Origin of the sequence: Streptomyces sp. NPDC046197, from assembly GCF_040646295.1 — a bacterium.
Classification (GTDB): domain Bacteria; phylum Actinomycetota; class Actinomycetes; order Streptomycetales; family Streptomycetaceae; genus Streptomyces.
In genome coordinates, this window is record NZ_JBEYZY010000014.1 from 143,548 (window position 1) to 159,978 (window position 16,431).

Annotated in this window: 16 protein-coding genes and 2 pseudogenes; 4 read left to right on the forward strand and 14 right to left on the reverse strand. The window is 69.9% G+C overall.

Annotation, left to right across the window (positions count from 1 at the left end; all coding sequences use genetic code 11):
• Positions 1 to 108: 108 nt before the first annotated feature.
• The 4 genes and pseudogenes from AB0A61_RS21300 to AB0A61_RS21315 form a co-directional block, all read right to left on the reverse strand.
• The gene (locus tag AB0A61_RS21300; protein WP_361294175.1) at positions 109 to 525 is read right to left on the reverse strand and encodes a DUF6113 family protein; all 417 of its coding nucleotides are present in this window, start codon (positions 523 to 525) and stop codon (positions 109 to 111) included.
• On the reverse strand, positions 522 to 1,439 hold the full coding sequence (mshB, locus tag AB0A61_RS21305) for an N-acetyl-1-D-myo-inositol-2-amino-2-deoxy-alpha-D-glucopyranoside deacetylase (protein WP_361294178.1): 918 nt from the start codon (positions 1,437 to 1,439) through the stop codon (positions 522 to 524). The genes AB0A61_RS21300 and mshB overlap by 4 nt, the downstream gene beginning before the upstream one ends.
• Positions 1,440 to 1,503: 64 nt before the next feature.
• Complete coding sequence (locus AB0A61_RS21310; RefSeq protein WP_361294181.1) at positions 1,504 to 2,127, reverse strand: Uma2 family endonuclease; 624 nt, start codon at positions 2,125 to 2,127, stop codon at positions 1,504 to 1,506.
• A 49-nt stretch (positions 2,128 to 2,176) separates the two neighbouring features.
• Positions 2,177 to 2,605 (reverse strand): annotated as a pseudogene (locus AB0A61_RS21315) (helix-turn-helix domain-containing protein); the annotation flags it as partial.
• A 73-nt stretch (positions 2,606 to 2,678) separates the two neighbouring features.
• Here AB0A61_RS21315 and AB0A61_RS21320 point away from each other — a divergent pair.
• From AB0A61_RS21320 to AB0A61_RS21330, 3 genes and pseudogenes are all read left to right on the forward strand, one after another.
• Positions 2,679 to 2,816, forward strand: a pseudogene (locus tag AB0A61_RS21320) (transcriptional regulator); the annotation flags it as partial.
• A complete protein-coding gene (locus tag AB0A61_RS21325) occupies positions 2,813 to 3,019 on the forward strand; it encodes a DUF397 domain-containing protein (RefSeq protein ID WP_361294184.1) in 207 nt (68 codons plus the stop codon). The pseudogene AB0A61_RS21320 and the gene AB0A61_RS21325, both read left to right, overlap by 4 nt.
• Before the next feature lie 61 nt (positions 3,020 to 3,080).
• Positions 3,081 to 3,782, forward strand: coding sequence for a hypothetical protein (locus tag AB0A61_RS21330; protein ID WP_361294187.1), 702 nt, complete (start codon positions 3,081 to 3,083; stop codon positions 3,780 to 3,782).
• Positions 3,783 to 3,815: 33 nt separating this feature from the next.
• Here the strand turns inward: AB0A61_RS21330 and AB0A61_RS21335 are convergent, their stop codons facing one another.
• Positions 3,816 to 4,010, reverse strand: a complete 195-nt coding sequence (locus AB0A61_RS21335) for a hypothetical protein (RefSeq protein WP_361294190.1) — start codon at positions 4,008 to 4,010, stop codon at positions 3,816 to 3,818.
• A gap of 198 nt (positions 4,011 to 4,208) precedes the next feature.
• Between AB0A61_RS21335 and AB0A61_RS21340 the strand changes: the two genes are divergently transcribed.
• Positions 4,209 to 6,326: a prolyl oligopeptidase family serine peptidase gene (locus AB0A61_RS21340; protein WP_361294193.1), complete on the forward strand. Its 2,118-nt coding sequence runs from the start codon at positions 4,209 to 4,211 to the stop codon at positions 6,324 to 6,326.
• A 156-nt stretch (positions 6,327 to 6,482) separates the two neighbouring features.
• Here the strand turns inward: AB0A61_RS21340 and AB0A61_RS21345 are convergent, their stop codons facing one another.
• The 9 genes from AB0A61_RS21345 to AB0A61_RS21385 form a co-directional block, all read right to left on the reverse strand.
• On the reverse strand, positions 6,483 to 7,532 hold the full coding sequence (locus AB0A61_RS21345) for a dipeptide ABC transporter ATP-binding protein (protein WP_361294196.1): 1,050 nt from the start codon (positions 7,530 to 7,532) through the stop codon (positions 6,483 to 6,485).
• Positions 7,525 to 8,499, reverse strand: a complete 975-nt coding sequence (locus tag AB0A61_RS21350) for an ABC transporter ATP-binding protein (protein ID WP_361294199.1) — start codon at positions 8,497 to 8,499, stop codon at positions 7,525 to 7,527. The genes AB0A61_RS21345 and AB0A61_RS21350 overlap by 8 nt, the downstream gene beginning before the upstream one ends.
• Positions 8,500 to 8,505: 6 nt before the next feature.
• Complete coding sequence (locus AB0A61_RS21355) at positions 8,506 to 9,489, reverse strand: ABC transporter permease (protein WP_361294202.1); 984 nt, start codon at positions 9,487 to 9,489, stop codon at positions 8,506 to 8,508.
• Positions 9,482 to 10,405, reverse strand: a complete 924-nt coding sequence (locus AB0A61_RS21360) for an ABC transporter permease (RefSeq protein ID WP_361294205.1) — start codon at positions 10,403 to 10,405, stop codon at positions 9,482 to 9,484. Before AB0A61_RS21360 ends, AB0A61_RS21355 begins: the two co-directional genes overlap by 8 nt.
• 6 nt (positions 10,406 to 10,411) lie before the next feature.
• Positions 10,412 to 12,031, reverse strand: coding sequence for an ABC transporter substrate-binding protein (locus AB0A61_RS21365; RefSeq protein WP_361294208.1), 1,620 nt, complete (start codon positions 12,029 to 12,031; stop codon positions 10,412 to 10,414).
• A gap of 205 nt (positions 12,032 to 12,236) precedes the next feature.
• Entirely contained in the window at positions 12,237 to 13,385 is a 1,149-nt protein-coding gene (locus AB0A61_RS21370; protein ID WP_361294211.1) for a dipeptide ABC transporter ATP-binding protein, read from the reverse strand.
• On the reverse strand, positions 13,378 to 14,436 hold the full coding sequence (locus AB0A61_RS21375; protein ID WP_361294213.1) for an ABC transporter ATP-binding protein: 1,059 nt from the start codon (positions 14,434 to 14,436) through the stop codon (positions 13,378 to 13,380). Before AB0A61_RS21375 ends, AB0A61_RS21370 begins: the two co-directional genes overlap by 8 nt.
• Positions 14,437 to 14,447: 11 nt before the next feature.
• The gene (locus tag AB0A61_RS21380) at positions 14,448 to 15,389 is read right to left on the reverse strand and encodes an ABC transporter permease (protein WP_361294216.1); all 942 of its coding nucleotides are present in this window, start codon (positions 15,387 to 15,389) and stop codon (positions 14,448 to 14,450) included.
• Positions 15,382 to 16,311, reverse strand: coding sequence for an ABC transporter permease (locus tag AB0A61_RS21385; protein ID WP_361294219.1), 930 nt, complete (start codon positions 16,309 to 16,311; stop codon positions 15,382 to 15,384). The genes AB0A61_RS21380 and AB0A61_RS21385 overlap by 8 nt, the downstream gene beginning before the upstream one ends.
• Between the last annotated feature and the right edge of the window lie 120 nt (positions 16,312 to 16,431).

A 16,431-nucleotide genomic window follows, 5' to 3' on the forward strand; every position in this document is an offset into this window, starting at 1 on the left:
AGGCTCGGCGGCGCGCACCACCATACTGGCCGTATCCGGCGCGTATCCCAGGACCGCTGGGGAAAACCGCACCGGACCCGCACGCGCAAGGTGGGCAGAAGTGGTACGTCACTTGCCAAGTCGGGCGTCGTCGCCACCGGGTCGCCGCCCCGCACCCAGGGTGGCGCAGATCACAGCGACGGCCATGCCGCCGAGCAGGAAGAGATAGGAGCCGCCGGCGGCGGCGAAGAGGAAGTCCCCTTCGGGGCGGCTGGCGGTGAGCAGGACGACGGCGATCACCCACCCGGCGGCGGGCGCCACGGCCCCGCCCCGGCTGCCGGCCGCCCGGGCGCCGCCCAGGAAGAGCCCGGCGGCACCCGCGAGGGCGAGCAGCAGCCCGCCGGGGAACCACGCGCCCTGCACCAGCGCCCCGGCGACGGCGACCGCGGCACCGAGCACGAAGAGCGCGAAGTAGCCGGCGACGCGCCCGGCGGAGGGCGGCTTCAGCGGCTGGGCCACCAGGGGGCCGCGCTCTGCCGGGCTCACGGCGCCGCTCCGGTTCCGGCGAACAGGTCGGTCTCCTTCTCCCGGGGCTTCCCGGGCTCCCCGGGCACGCCGGACTCCCCGGCGCGTGCTCCGCGCACCAGCTCGTAGTACTCGGTGGTGAAGACCGGCTGTGCCAGCTCGTTGGAGAGCGCGAAGTACGATCCGGCGATCTCGATCTGCGTGGCGTGCGCGCGCATCGCGGCGGCCTTGGCGGCGGCGTGGGCGGTGCCGTCGATCTCGGTGGTGACGCGCTCGTCGTCCACCACGCCGGGGACGTCGTCGACGGCGGCCGCCTTGGCGAAGGGCAGGCCGGGCAGCTCGTCCTGGAGCCGGGCGAAGGCGGCCTCGGCGACGGAACGCGGCATGCGGTTCCAGTAGACCTTGGCGATGGGCCAGGGCTCGCCGAGGTCGGGGCGGACGGCGGCGTCGGCGGCCAGGTCGACGGCGCGCATCGCGATGCGGTGGGCCTGGACGTGGTCGGGGTGGCCGTAGCCGCCGTGGTCGTCGTAGGTGACGAGGACCTGCGGGCGTACCTCCCGGATCACGGCGACGAGGTGCTCGGCGGCCGTGCCGGCGTCGGCCTGCCACAGGCAGTCCGGGTCGTCGTTGTCGGGCAGGCCCATCATCCCGGAGTCGTGGTAGCGACCGGCTCCCCCGAGGAGGCGGAAGTCCTCGACCCCCAGCTCGCGCATCGCGGCGGCGAGCTCCTGCCGGCGATGGGCGCCGAGCGCGGCTCCGGTCAGGTGACGCAGCTCGGGCGGGATGACCTCGCCCCGCTCACCGAGGGTGCAGGTGACCAGGGTCACCCGGGCGCCCTCGGCCGCGTACCGGGCCATGGTCGCGCCGTTGTTGATCGACTCGTCGTCCGGGTGCGCGTGCACCAGGAGCAGACGCCGGTCGGGCAGTTCCGTCATGGGTCCCACCCTACGAGGAGCCGGGCCCGCATCCGGCACGTCCGCAACTCCCTCCCGGACGAGTTCAGGCTTCGGGGTCCTGAGCTCTCTCGTCCCGGTATCGCGGAAGACCGTCCGTCGGAATCGTCCAGTCGGCAATGGTGACGTCCTCGCCGTAGACGAAGTCCTTGCGGGTGGCGTAGCGGGGGCCGTCGGGGGTGGGGTGGATCTCCGTGAAGACGGCGCCGGTGCCGGTGCGGGGGTCGAAGACCGCGTAGGCCGGGACACCGATCAGCGGGTAGTCGCGCGTCTTGCCCACCCAGTCGTTGTCCGGGTTGGAACGGGAGACGACCTCGATGGCCGCGATCAGCGTGTGCGGGTCGAAGCTGCCCGGCACCTCCATGTCCGCCAAGGCGATCACCATCACGTCGGGGCGGCGCATGATGCCCTCGGACTCGTCTTCGACGTCGGGCTCCCCGGTGTGAGCGACGATCTCCTCCGGCATCACCTTTTCGAGGCGCTTGCGCAGGTGCAGAGTGGTCAGCTCGTGCGGACCGATGGGCGCCATCATGTCGTGGACGATCCCCTTCTTGGTGATCTCGAACTTGCCCGGACAGGTGTCGGTGTCGTCCATCGACCGGACGACGTCCCGCATGGCCCGGTAGATGTGCGAGGCGCCCTGGCGCGCGTCGTCCGGTGCGATGGTCATGGGGCTCGCTCCTCGTCTGTGCCCAGGGGCAAGGATCGTCGCTCTCATGCTAGGCGGCCTCCGGAAGGTCGGTTCGGCAGTCGCGGCAGCGACCGGGTTCGGGCGCGCGGAAGGCGCGGTCGCAGCCGTCGCAGGGCTGGAGCGGGTGCCGCACGGGCGGCGGGGCGGCGGGTGCGCGGAAGGGTGGTGGGGGCGGCAGCTGGGTGCTGAGGCGGTGGGCCAGGAGGGCGGCGGGCCGCCGTAGTCCCCCAGGGGGGAGGTCGGCGGTCAGTGCGTGGCGTACGGCCGCGGGTCCGGCCTCACGCTCCAGCCAGGCGGCGACGCCTGGGGCCAGGTGTGTGGTGTCGCACGTGGAGAGGAGCAGCCGGGAGTCGTGACGGCGCGGGTCCGCGAGGAGGTCGGTGGCGGACTGGAGGAGTGCGGGGGCAGCGTACGCGGGGCGGGGTACGGCCGGGAGGGGCTTGCGGGGTGCGCCGGGCGCGGGCTTCTCCGGGGTCGCCGCGCGGCGAGCGGCAGCGGAGCATTCGGGCCCGGCCTCGCGGCGGTGTCCGGGTGCGTTCAACGGCCGTCCGACCTCCGATCCGAAACAGGGGCGGATCCTCGAACTGCGTTATGGCACCATCCGGGCGCAGGCTCTCCCGCCTGGGGAGTCATTGGCCCTCATCGAGCAACTGCTGGGAGAGACATGATCCGCAAGGCCTCCGCCGGTGTCACCCACGAACTGGCTTGGTTCAAGAGCAGTTACAGCGACGGCCCTGAGGGCGACTCCTGCGTAGAGATCGCCCCCACCCCCACCACCATCCACGTCCGCGACTCCAAGAACCCCGCCGGTCCCCGGCTCGTGCTGACGCCGGAGGCCTGGGGCGCCTTCGTGCCGTACGCCAAGCGCTGACGTTCGTTCAGGGCCCCCGTCAAGGCCGGTAATCTTTACCGATCTTCACATGGGGGGTTTGGTGGGAACGAAAGCGACCGTTGCGAAGGCTGCGCTGGTCTGCCTGGCGATGGGTGTCTCCGTGGCCGGCTGCGCGAACGACACCACCGCGGAGAAACCCTCCGCCGGACAACTGCTCGACAACGCGAACCACACGATGAGTGCGCTCAGGTCGGTGACCATCGACACGCACACCGGCGCGACCGCCATGGACGGCTACTACAACCATGTGACGACCGACCTCAAGAGCACGTGTGCGTCCACGACGACCTGGAGCACGGGCGGCGCCCGCTTCGACCAGATCCGGATCGGCGGGACGGACTACATCCGCCCGAACCGCGCCTATCTCGAACTGGCGGGCAAGAAGATGGCCGGTACGAAGGAACAGAGCCGCTGGATCAGGACCCCGGCCGACGAAGCCGACGAGAAGGACGGAGTCACCGACTGCAAGTGGCCCTTCGCGTCCTTCGGTACGGCGACGAAGGGCGAACCGACGAAGGTCGACGGCAGCCCGGCGATTCCGTTGGTGGTGACCGACAAGGCGGACGAGGGGGGCTCCTACACCTTCTACGTCGCCACCGAGGGCAAGCCGTACATCCTCAAGGTCGACTACAAGAGCGCCGCGCGTCGGAGCACCACCTCGTTCAGCGCCTTCGACAAGCCGTTGGAGGTGCGGCCTCCGGCCAGGGCCGACGTGTTGGACGGGAGCGCCGCCGGACACTGAGTCCGGCGCCCGCCGGCGCTGTCGGGCGCGGCGTCAGAACTTGATGCTGCCGATCATCCCCGCGATGTTCGTGGTCAGCTGGTGGATCGTGGGAGCGACCGTGGAGGAGGCCAGGTAGAACCCCAGGAGCATGCACACGATCGCGTGCCCGGCCTTCAGCCCGGACTTCCTGATCAGCAGGACGACGATGATCGCCAGCAGCACCACCGCCGAAATCGAGAGTGCCACGGCGGCTCACCTCCAAAGATCCCAGGACGCGGGGGTGTCGGGGGTCGGACGACGGGGGCAGATGATTCCACACGGATGAATCAACACAACGGGCAGCAGGTTCTTACCCACTATGCGCTATTGATCATAACTATCCGTACGTGCGCATCGGTCGGCGCACTGCCGCACAAGGGGGCGCATGGCCAATATGGTCGGGGCATGACGACCGAGCCTGTCTCCTTCCCCCGCCGGCACGCACGGACGCAGCGGTTCACGCTCGGCGCGCCGCGCGCGTTCACCGTGGCTCCCGACGCGTCCCGTGTCGCGTTCCTGCGCTCGAACTCCGGCACGGACCGGGCGAATGCGCTCTGGGTCCTCGACCTCGAAGACGGCCGGGAGCGCGTGGCCGCCGACCCGCGCGCCCTCCTCGGCGGCGCCTCGGAGCACCTCCCGCCCGAGGAGCGGGCGCGCCGTGAGCGCAGCCGCGAGGGCGGTGCCGGGATCGTGGGCTACGCCACCGACGCGGCCGTCGAGTTGGCGGCCTTCGCCTTGTCGGGGCGGCTTTTCGCGGCGGAACTGAGGGCCGGGACGGCCCGCGAACTCCCGGTCCCCGGGCCGGTGATCGACCCGCGCCCCGCCCCGGACGGACGGCACGTGGCCTATGTCACGCAGGGTGGGCTGCGGGTGGTGGGCGCCGAGGGCGACGGCGACCGGGCGCTGGCGGAGCCGGAGTCGGACCAGGTGTCCTACGGGCTGGCCGAGTTCGTCGCGGCCGAGGAGATGGACCGGTCGCGGGGCTTTTGGTGGTCGCCGGATTCGGACCGGCTGCTGGTGGCGCGCGTGGACGAAACGCCGGTCGAGCGGTGGTGGATCTCCGATCCGGCGCATCCGGAGCGCGAGCCGCAGCGGGTCGCGTACCCGGCGGCGGGCACCGGCAACGCGGACGTACGGCTGTTCGTGATCGGCCTCGACGGGATGCGCACGGAGGTTTCCTGGGACCGCGCCCGCTACCCGTATCTGGCACGAGTGCACTGGTCAGCGGCGGGTGCGCCGCTGCTGCTCGTGCAGGCCCGGGACCAGCGCAGCCAGCTGTACCTGGCCGTGGAGCCAAAGTCGGGTGCGACCCGGATGGTGCACGCCGACGAAGATCCAACATGGCTTGAACTTTTCCCTGGGGCGCCCTGCTGGACCCCGTCCGGACAGCTGGTGCGGATCGCGGACGAGGGCGGCGCGCGGGTGCTGGCGGTCGGCGAACGCCCGCTGACCGGGCCGCAGTTGCACGTCCGCGCGGTGCTCGACGTCTCGGCCGAGGACACGCTGGTCTCCGCCTCGGCGGGCGAGGAGGCGGCCGACCCGGAGACCGGCGAGGTGCACGTCTACCGGGTCAACGAACTGGGCGTGGAGCGCGTCTCGCAGGAACCCGGCGTGCACTCGGCCGTGCGCGCCGGGGGCGTGACCGTGCTGGTCTCCGCCGGCCTCGACCGTCCGGGCGCCCGGGTGCAGGTGCTGCGCGGAGGCGCACCGGTGGCAGCCATCCCCTCTTACGCAGAAGATCCCGGTTTGTCCCCGCGCGTGACGCTCACCCAGGGGGGCGCACGACGAATCCCGTGCGCCGTGCTTATGCCTACGGACTACCCCGGTGACACTCCTCTCCCGGTCCTCATGGACCCCTACGGTGGTCCGCACGGCTCCCGTGTGGTGGCCGCGCACAACGCGCATCTGACCTCGCAGTGGTTCGCCGACCAGGGCTTCGCGGTGGTGGTCGCCGACGGCCGCGGCACTCCCGGCCGCTCCCCCGCCTGGGAGAAGGCGGTCCACCACGACTTCACCGTCAGCCTCGACGACCAGATCGAGGCGCTGCGGGACCTCGCCAGGACCTACCCGCTGGACCTGTCCCGGGTGGCGATCCGCGGCTGGTCCTACGGCGGCTATCTGGCGGCCCTGGCCGTGCTGCGCCGCCCGGACGTCTTCCACGCGGGCATCGCGGGCGCCCCGGTCGGCGACTGGCGGCTGTACGACACCCACTACACCGAGCGGTACCTGGGCGACCCGGCCGCCGAGCCGGAGTCGTACGCGAGGAGTTCCCTCGTCACCGACGAGGGGCTGTCCCTCCCGGCCGGCCCGCACCGCCCGCTGATGATCGTGCACGGCCTCGCCGATGACAACGTCGTGGTCGCCCACGCCCTGCGCCTGTCCTCCGCCCTGCTCGCCGCCGGCCGCCCGCACGAGGTGCTGCCGCTGTCCGGGGTCACCCACATGACCCCGCAGGAGCAGGTCGCGGAGAACCTGCTGCTGCTCCAGGTGGAGTTCCTCAAACGCTCACTGGGACTCGGCTGAGCCCGCGCACGGCAACGAGCCGGGGCGACATTCGTCGCCCCGGCTCGTCCACGGCACCCGCACGGCCGTACGCTGTTCAGCCTGGCGCGTCCGTATATCGGTACCGCTTCGGCCGAGTTGCCTGTTTGTTAACGCAGTTGCTCCGCATTTGCCTGGCTACGGCAGGCCGCTGTTGTGCTCCTCGGGGGGCACCACCTGCTTCTCCTCCGCGAAGTGGCACGCCGAGTCGTGCGCCGCGGGCCCGGTGGTGAACCGGAACTCGGCCGGCACCGCCAGCGCCGGCACCTCCAGCGCGCACCGCTCCCGCGCCTTCCAGCAGCGGGTGCGGAAGCGGCACCCGGAGGGGATGTTGGTCGGGGACGGCACGTCCCCCGAGAGGATGATCCGCTCCCGGCGCTCCCGGGCCTCCGGGTCGGGCACGGGCACGGCGGACAGCAGTGCCTGGGTGTAGGGGTGCGTGGGATGGTCGTAGATCTCGGTGCCGGTGCCGGTCTCCACGATCCGCCCGAGGTACATGACCCCCACCCGGTCGGAGATGTGCCGCACGATCGACAGGTCGTGGGCGATGAAGACGTAGCTCAGCTCGAACTCCGACTGCAGCCGCTCCATCAGGTTGATCACCTGTGCCTGCACCGACACGTCCAGCGCGGACACCGGCTCGTCGGCGACGATGATCTCGGGGCGCAGGGCGAGCCCGCGGGCGATGCCGATGCGCTGGCGCTGCCCGCCGGAGAACTGGTGCGGGTAGCGGTTGACGTACTCCGGGTCGAGGCCGACCACGTCCAGCAGTTCCCGCACCCTGCGGCGTCTGTCGCCCTTCGGGGCCACCTCCGGGTGGATCTCGTACGGCTCGCCGACGATGTCGCCCACCGTCATACGCGGGTTGAGCGAGGTGTACGGGTCCTGGAACACCATCTGGATGTTGCGCCGCACCGCCTTCAGCGCCCTGCCGGACAGGTTGGTGATGTCCTCACCCTTGAACCTGATGACGCCCGCCGTCGGCCGCTCCAGGTGGCACAGCAGCTTGGCGACGGTGGACTTGCCGCAGCCGGACTCCCCGACGATGCCCAGGGTTTCGCCCCGGTCGAGGGTGAAGTCGACGCCGTCGACCGCCTTCACCGACCCGATCTGCTTCTTGAACAGGATCCCCCGGGTCAGCGGGTAGTGCTTGACGAGCCCGCTCACCTCCAGGATCGGCTCAGCCATCGAGGCACTCCCTCCAGAAGTGGCAGGCGCTGCCGCGACTGTCGGAGACGTCGTACAAGGGCGGTACGTCCGTGCGGCACACGTCCCGGGCCATCGGACAGCGCGGGTGGAAGGCGCAGCCCGGCGGGATGTGCACGAGGTTGGGCGGCAGACCCTTGATGGCGTAGAGCTCCCGGCCCCTCAGGTGCAGGCGCGGGATCGACTCCAGCAGGCCGCGCGTGTACGGGTGCGCGGGCCGCTTGTAGATGTCGTGGACCGGCGCCGACTCCACGATCCGGCCCGCGTACATGACCGCGATCCGGTCGGCGACGTCGGCGACGACGCCGAGGTCGTGCGTGATGAGGACCAGGCCCATGCGGTACTCGCGCTGAAGGTCCGCGAGCAGGTCCATGACCTGGGCCTGGACCGTGACGTCGAGGGCGGTGGTGGGCTCGTCGGCGATGATGAGCGCCGGTTCCAGCGCCATCGCCATGGCGATCATGATGCGCTGGCGCATACCGCCGGAGAACTGGTGCGGATAGTCGCGCACCCGCTGGGCGGCGGCCGGGATGCGCACCCGGTCCATCAGCTCGACGGCCCTGGCCCGCGCGTCCCGGCGCGACATGCCCCGGTGCACGACGAACATCTCGCCGAGCTGGTCGCCGACGCTCAGCACGGGGTTGAGGGCGGACAGCGCGTCCTGGAAGATCATCGCCATCCCGGCGCCCCGGATCCCGCGCCGCTCCTCCTCCTTCAGCTTCAGCAGGTCCCGGCCCTGGAAGAGGATCTCGCCGCCGGTGATCCTGCCGGGGGGCGTGTCCAGGATGCCCATGACCGCCTGCGCGGTGACGGACTTGCCGGAGCCGGACTCCCCCAGGACGGCGAGCGTCTCTCCGGCGTCTACCTGGCAGGTGACGCCGTTGACGGCGTGGGCGACCCCGTCCCGGGTCCGGAACTCCACGTACAGGTCGCGCACTTCGAGCAGCACGGCGGTTCACCTCAGCTTCGGGTCGAGGGCGTCGCGCACCGCGTCGCCGAGCATGATGAAGGCCAGGACCGTGACGGCGAGCGCGCCCGCGGGCCACAGCAGCGCGTGCGGGGCGTTGCGGACGTAGGGCGAGGCGGCGGAGATGTCGATCCCCCAGGACACGCTCGGCGGCTTCAGTCCGACACCGAGGTACGACAGGGTCGCCTCCAGCGCGATGTACGTGCCGAGCGCGATGGTCGCCACGACGATCACCGGTGCCACCGCGTTGGGCGCGATGTGCCGCAGCAGGATGCGGGAGTTGGAGGCGCCCAGGGCCCGGGCGGCCTGGACGTAGTCGTTCTGCCGGGCGGTGATGACCGAACCGCGGGCGATGCGGGAGATCTGCGGCCAGCCGAGCAGCACGATGAACCCGATGACCGGCCAGACGGTGTTGCTGGGCACCACCGACAGCAGGACCAGACCGCCGAGGACGACCGGGATGGCGAAGAAGATGTCGGTGGTCCGGGACAGCAGGGAGTCCGACAACCCGCCGAAGAATCCGGCCAGGGCTCCAAGGACCGAGCCGAGCAGGGCGACGCCGAGGGTGGCGCAGACGCCGACGGTCACGGACGTACGGGCGCCGTAGACGGTGCGCGTGTAGACGTCGCAGCCCTGGCCGTCGAAGCCGAACGGGTGGCCGGGCTGGGGGCCCTCCTGGGACTTGGCGAGGTCGCACTGCAGGGGGTTTCCGGAGGCGATCAGGGACGGCCAGACCGAGATGACGACCAGGAAGCAGATCACCAGCGCCGAGACGACGAAGACGGGGTTGCGGCGCAGGTCTCGCCAGGCGTCGGACCACAGGCTGCGGGGCTTGCCCGCCGGACCCGTGCCCTCCGGGCCGCCCGGGGTCCGTTCCAGAGTCGTCGCCTCGCTCGCCGCGAGGTCCATCGCACCGCCCATTCCGGTCCCGGCGATGGCGCCTTCGGGCTCGTACGGCGGCTGCTCAGGCATAGCGGATCCTCGGGTCGAGTACGGCGTAGAGGAGGTCGACGAGCAGGTTGGCGACCAGGAAGACCAGCACGAGGATCGTCACGAAGCCCACCACGGTCTGCGTGTTCTGGCGGAGGATGCCCTGGTAGAGCTGGTAGCCGACACCGTGGATGTTGAAGATGCGCTCGGTGACGATGGCGCCGCCCATCAGGGCGCCGATGTCCGTGCCGATGAAGGTGACCACGGGGATGAGCGAGTTGCGCAGCAGGTGCCGGACGACCACACGGCGCCTGGGCAGGCCCTTGGCGACGGCGGTACGGACGTAGTCGGAGCGCCGGTTCTCGGCGATGGAGGTGCGGGTCAGGCGGGTGACGTAGGCGAGGGAGACGGAGGCGAGGACCAGGCCCGGCACGATGAGCTCGCCGAAGGTCGCCGCCGGGGAGACCGACGGTTTGATCCACCCCCACTGGACACCGAGCAGCAGCTGGAGCAGCAGGCCGGTGACGAAGGTGGGTACGGAGATGACGACCAGGGTGAGGACGAGGACCGAGGTGTCGACCGGCCGGCCGCGGCGCAGCCCGGTCAGCACACCCAGGGTGACACCGATGACGATCTCGAAGACGATCGCGACGATCGTCAGCCGGATGGTGACGGGGAACGCGGTCGCCATCAGCTCGGTGACCGGCTGGCCGTTGAACGCCGTCCCGAAGTCGCCGGTGAAGAGGTTCCCCATGTAGGTCAGGTATTGCTGCCAGAGCGGCTTGTCGAGGCCGAACTCCCTCCTCAGCTGGGCGGCCGTCGCCGGGTCGCAGGTCCGCTCGCCGCACAGGCCCGCGATGGGGTCACCCATCACGTTCACCATGAGGAAGATCAGCAGCGTGGCTCCGACGAACACCGGGATCATCTGCAGCAGCCGCCGTGCGACGTAGCGCCCCATGGCGGCTCAGCCGACCTTGATCTCGTTGTAGACGGGGACGCTGAAGGGATTGAGCGCCACGTGCGATAGCCGGTCGGAGTAGCCCGCGCTGCCGTTCTGGTACCACAGCGGGATGGCGGCCATGTTGTCCCTGACGACGCCCTCGGCCTGCTGGAAGAGCCTGATCGCCTTGGCCTTGTCGGACTCGGCGTTGGCCTCGTCGACGAACCTGTCGAACTGCTTGTTGGACCACTTGCCGTCGTTGGAGGAGGCGTTCGTGTAGTACAGCGGCTGCAGGAAGTTCTGGATGAGCGGGTAGTCCATCTGCCAGCCGGCCCGGAAGGGACCGGACATCTTGTGCTGGGAGATCTGGTTGCGGAAGTCGGCGAAGGTGCCGATCGGGTTGCCGACGCAGGCCTTGTCGTTGCCGAGTGCGTTGTTGATGGAGTTGCACACGGCGTCCACCCACTGCTTGTGCGAGCCCGAGTCCGCGTTGTACGTGATCTTCAACTGGCCGCCGGGAATCCCGCCGCCCTCCTGGATCAGCTTCTTGGCCTGGGCCGGGTGGTACTCGCAGGCGCTGCCGCACAGGCCGGCCTGGTAGCCGCCGTCGGTGCCGAGGACCGGGGAGGTCCAGTCGGTGGCCGGGGTGCGGGTGCGCCGGAAGATGGTGTCGGTGATCTGCTTTCGGTTGATGGCCATGGACAGGCCCGTGCGGACCTTCTGCGCCCCGCTCGTGTTCCACTTCGGGTCGTAGTACGGGAAGGCCAGCGTCTGCAGGATGCCGGCCGGGGTGTTGATGTAGCGGCCGTCCAGGTCGGTCTTCACGTTCTTGAGCTGGGTGGCGGGCACGTCGTCGACCAGGTCGAGGTTGCCGGCCAGTACGTCGGTGTAGGCGGTGTTGCTGTCGGTGTAGACCAGGAGGCTCACACCGTCGTTGCGGGCCTTGTCGGCGCCGGGGTAGCCGTTCCACTTCTTCAGGGCCATGGCGGAGCCCTTGGTGTACGAGTCGATCAGGTAGGGCCCGTTGCCGATCGGCTTGTCGATCCAGGCGGAGTGGTGGGTGAAGAAGGCCGTGGGCAGGGGATCGAAGGCCGCGTAGCCGAGGGTGTCGGGGAAGGTGGAGAACTTCTGGTTGAGCCTGACGGTGAAGGTCCTCGGGCCGGTGACCTTCAGGCCGGACAGGGTGTCGGCGGTCTGCGGGCCGCTGTCGGGGTGGACCTTGTCGTAGCCCTCGATGTAGCCGAAGAAGTACGCGTTCTTCTGGTTGTTCCTCAGGCCGGCGCCGTAGTTCCAGGCGTCCACGAAGGACTTGGCGGTGACCGCCTCGCCGTTGCTGAACCGCCAGCCGTCCCTGACGGTGATGGTGAAGTTGCGCGAGTCCGTGGTCTCGATCTTCTCCGCGAGCATGTTCTGGGCCTTGCCGGTCCTCGGGTCGTACCGCTTCAGGCCGCGGAAGACCATGTCGAGGACCTTGCCACCCTGCACCTCGTTGGTGTTGGCCGGCTCCAGCGGGTTCTGCGGGTCGCCCCAGGAGGATGTGAGCACCCCGGCGCCACCGCTGCCCGCGCTGGTCCCGCAGGCGGTGGCCACCAGCACCGCGGCCGCCGCACAGGCGGCCCGCCTCGCGTGCATGGCTCCACGCATGGGGTGCCTCCTCCAGGTGCGCTGCCGCCGGCGCCGCGACACCGATGCCTTACGGTTACATATCAGCACATAAGCCGCACATCGCATCGCTGCCCCACCGGAGTGGGCGCCACTCCAGCCGGATGGAGGCCCCTGCCGGAACACGACGAGGGGCGCCGCGGGCCGTCTCCGGCTCGCAGCGCCCCTCGGTGTCGGTCGTACGGGTTCAGCCCGCGTGGACGACGTCCTTCTCCTCGGCGAAGTGGCAGGCCGACTCGTGGGCCGCCGGGGTGTCGGCGCCCTTGAAGCGCTCGGGGACGGCGAGGAGCGGGACCTCCTCGGCGCACCTGTCCTGTGCCTTCCAGCAGCGGGTGCGGAACCGGCAGCCCGAGGGCGGGTTGGCCGGGGACGGCACGTCGCCGGTGAGGATGATCCGCTCGCGGTGCTCGCGGGCGTCCGGGTCCGGCACGGGGACCGCCGACAGCAGCGCCTGGGTGTAGGGGTGCGTCGGGTGGTCGTAGATCTGCTCGTCCGTGCCGATCTCGGCCATCTTGCCGAGGTACATCACGCCCACGCGGTCCGAGATGTGCCGGACGATCGACAGGTCGTGCGCGATGAAGATGTAGGAGAGGTTGAACTCGTCCTGCAGCCGCTCCATCAGGTTGATGACCTGCGCCTGGACCGACACGTCCAGCGCGGAGACCGGCTCGTCGCAGATGATGATCTCGGGGTTGAGCGCGAGGCCGCGGGCGATGCCGATGCGCTGGCGCTGACCGCCGGAGAACTGGTGCGGATACCGGTTGATGTACTCGGGGTTGAGGCCGACGACGTCGAGGAGCTCCTGGACGCGCTTGCGGCGGTCGCCCTTCGGTGCCACCTCCGGGTGGATGTCGAACGGCTCCCCGATGATGTCGCCCACCGTCATACGCGGGTTGAGCGAGGTGTACGGGTCCTGGAACACCATCTGGATGTTCCGGCGCACGGCCTTCAGGGCGCGTCCGGACAGCCGGGTGACGTCCTGGCCCTTGTAGAAGATCTCGCCGGCCGTGGCCCGCTCCAGGTGCATCAGGAGCTTGGCCACCGTCGACTTGCCGCAGCCGGACTCGCCCACGATGCCCAGGGTCTCGCCCTGGTAGAGGTCGAAGGAGACACCGTCGACGGCCTTGACCGCGCCGATCTGCCTCTTGAACAGGACGCCCTGGGTCAGCGGGAAGTGCTTGACCAGGTTGCGCACCTGAAGGATCGGCTCACCGCGCTCGACCGGCGCCTCGATGGCGGCGACCGCCTCCTCCTCGGAGTGCGCGTCCACCACCTCGACCTCGGAGACGTTCGGCGTGGCGTCGGCCGGCTCTTCCGTCTTGCTCGGCTCAGCCATGGATCGTCTCCTTCCAGAAGTGGCACGCCGAACCGCGTCCGGGCAGTTCGGTGCCGTCCGGCTCGGTGACCGGATGCAGGGCCGGAATCTCCGTACGGCAGATGTCCTGGGCCTTGGGGCAACGCGGGTTGAAGGCGCAACCGGCGGGAATGCGCAGTAGGTTGGGCGGCAGGCCCTTGATCGCGTACAGCTCCTGGCCCTTCTGGTCCAGGCGCGGGATCGAGTCCAGCAGACCACGGGTGTACGGGTGCGCGGGGCGCTTGTACAGCTCGTGGACCGGGGCGGTCTCCACGATCCGGCCCGCGTACATCACCGCGATCTTGTCGGCGACGTCGGCGACGACCCCGAGGTCGTGGGTGATGAGGATCAGGCCCATGTTGTACTCGCGCTGAAGGTCCGCGAGCAGGTCCATGACCTGGGCCTGGACCGTCACGTCGAGGGCCGTGGTCGGCTCGTCGGCGATGATCAGGTCCGGCTCCAGGGCCAGCGCCATGGCGATCATGATGCGCTGGCGCATACCGCCCGAGAACTGGTGCGGGTAGTCGTTCACGCGGGCGGCCGCGGCCGGGATCTTCACCCGGTCCATCAGCTCGATCGCCTTGGCCTTGGCCTCCTTCTTGGACAGGCCGAGGTGGATGCGGAACATCTCGCCGAGCTGGTAGCCGACGGACAGCACCGGGTTCAGCGAGCTGAGCGCGTCCTGGAAGATCATGGCGATCCGGCGGCCGCGGATCTTGCGGCGCTCCTCGGCGGACATCTTGAGCATGTCCTGGCCGCGGAAGAGGATCTCGCCCTTCGGGATCTTCGCCGGCGGCATGTCCAGGATGCCCATGATGGCCTGGGCGGTCACGGACTTGCCGGAGCCGGACTCGCCGAGGACGGCGAGCGTCTCGCCCGCGCTCACGCTGTAGTTGACGCCGTTGACGGCCTTGGCCACGCCGTCGCGGGTGTGGAACTCGACGTGCAGGTCGCGCACTTCGAGCAGCGGTCCCTCGTGGGCCTCGCCCTCGCGCGGGGCGGGGACGGGTGATGTGTCTTCGATGATCGTCACGTACGCCTCCCTCAGCGCAGCTTCGGGTCGAGGGCGTCGCGGACCGCGTCGCCGAGCATGATGAACGCGAGCACGGTGAGGCTCAGCATGGCGCTGGGGAAGAACAGCACGTGCGGCGCGGTACGGATGACCGTCTGCGCGGACGAGATGTCGTTGCCCCAGGAGACGGCGCTGTCCGGCAGACCGATGCCCAGGAAGGACAGGGTCGCTTCCAGCGAGATGTAGCCGCCCAGCGCGATGGTGGAGACGACGATCACCGGGGCGACCGCGTTCGGCAGGATGTGCCGCAGCAGGATCCGCCAGGTGCCGGCGCCGAGCGCCCGTGCCGCCTGCACGAAGTCCTGCTGCTTGACGGTGATCACGGAGCCGCGCATGACGCGGGTGATCTGGGTCCAGCCGAGGAAGACCATGGCGGCCACCACGGTCCACACCGTGCGGTGGGTGAAGGCGTTCAGGACGACGATCGCGCCGAGCAGCAGCGGGATGCCGAAGAACACGTCGGTGACGCGGGACAGCAGCGAGTCGAGCCAGCCGCCGTAGTAGCCCGCGAGCATGCCCGTGACGCTGCCGAGGAGCGCGACACCGAGGGTGGTGAAGGTGCCGACGATGATCGAGGCGCGGGCACCGTACATCGTGCGGGAGTAGACGCTGCGGCCCTGGCCGTCGTAACCGAACCAGTCCGCCTGGCCGATGTGGCTCCAGTTGGGCCCGGTCAGGTAGTGGTGGACGAGGTCCGCGTGCTTCGGGTCCACCGAGGTGAACAGGCCGGGGAAGGCGGCGATCGCGATCAGCAGAAGGATCAGCACCGCCGAGATGACGAAGAACGGGTTGCGGCGCAGATCCCGCCAGGCGTCGGACCAGAGGCTGCGCGGCTTGTCCTGGGAGGGGTTGGGGGCCGCCGCGGTGGCGACGGCGTCCTCCAGGGCCGTTTCGGTCGTGAGTGCCTCAGACATAGCGGATCCTCGGGTCCAGGACGGCGTAGAGCAGGTCGACGAGGAGGCTGGAGACCAGGTAGACGATCACCAGGACGGTCACGATGCCGACGACGGTCGTGTTGTCCGACTGGTTGATCGACCGGTACAGCGTGTTGCCGATGCCGTGCACGTTGAAGATGCCCTCGGTGACGATGGCGCCGCCCATCAGGGCGCCCAGGTCGGTGCCGAGGAACGTGACCACGGGGATCAGCGAGTTGCGCAGCAGGTGGACGCCGATGACGCGGCGTCGCGGCAGGCCCTTGGCCACGGCCGTGCGCACGTAGTCGGCGCGCAGGTTCTCGGCGATGGAGGTCCGGCTGAGCCGCGCGACGTAGGCGAAGGACAGCGAACCGAGGATGACACCGGGCAGGATCAGCTGACTGATGTCGTTGGAGTCCTGCACGGTCGGGGTCACCCAGCCGAGCTGGTTGCCGAAGACCGTCTGGGCGACGTAACCGAGCACGAAGATCGGGATGGAGATCAGCAGCAGCGTCAGCACCAGTACGATCTTGTCGTAGAACTTGCCGCGGTTGAGGCCGGACACCAGGCCCAGGACCAGACCGACCACGATCTCGATGGTGAACGCGACCAGGGCCAGCCGGATCGTCACCGGGAAGACCTCGGACATGACGTCCACGACCTTGCGCCCGGTCACGAAGCTCGTGCCGAAGTCCCCCTTGAACACGTTGCTGATGTAGTGCCAGTACTGTTCGAGGACCGGCCTGTCGAGCCAGTACTCGTGCTTCAGCCGTGCCATCGCCTGAGGATCGGCCGGTCTGTCGCCCCACAGCGCCCGGACGGGGTCACCGGGCAGGGAATACACCATCAGAAAGATGAGCAGAGTGGTCCCGAAGAAGACCGGGATCATCTGGAGCAGTCGCCGCGCGACGTAGCGCCCCATCGAGCCTCCATTGTGAGCCGCTCCGGCGGCCGCCCCCGCCGCGTTCTCCTTGTGGGGGGTGCGGGGCGGCCACCGATTGCGAACGGTGGGGCGCCCGCGGCCTGCGCGGGCGCCTCGGTG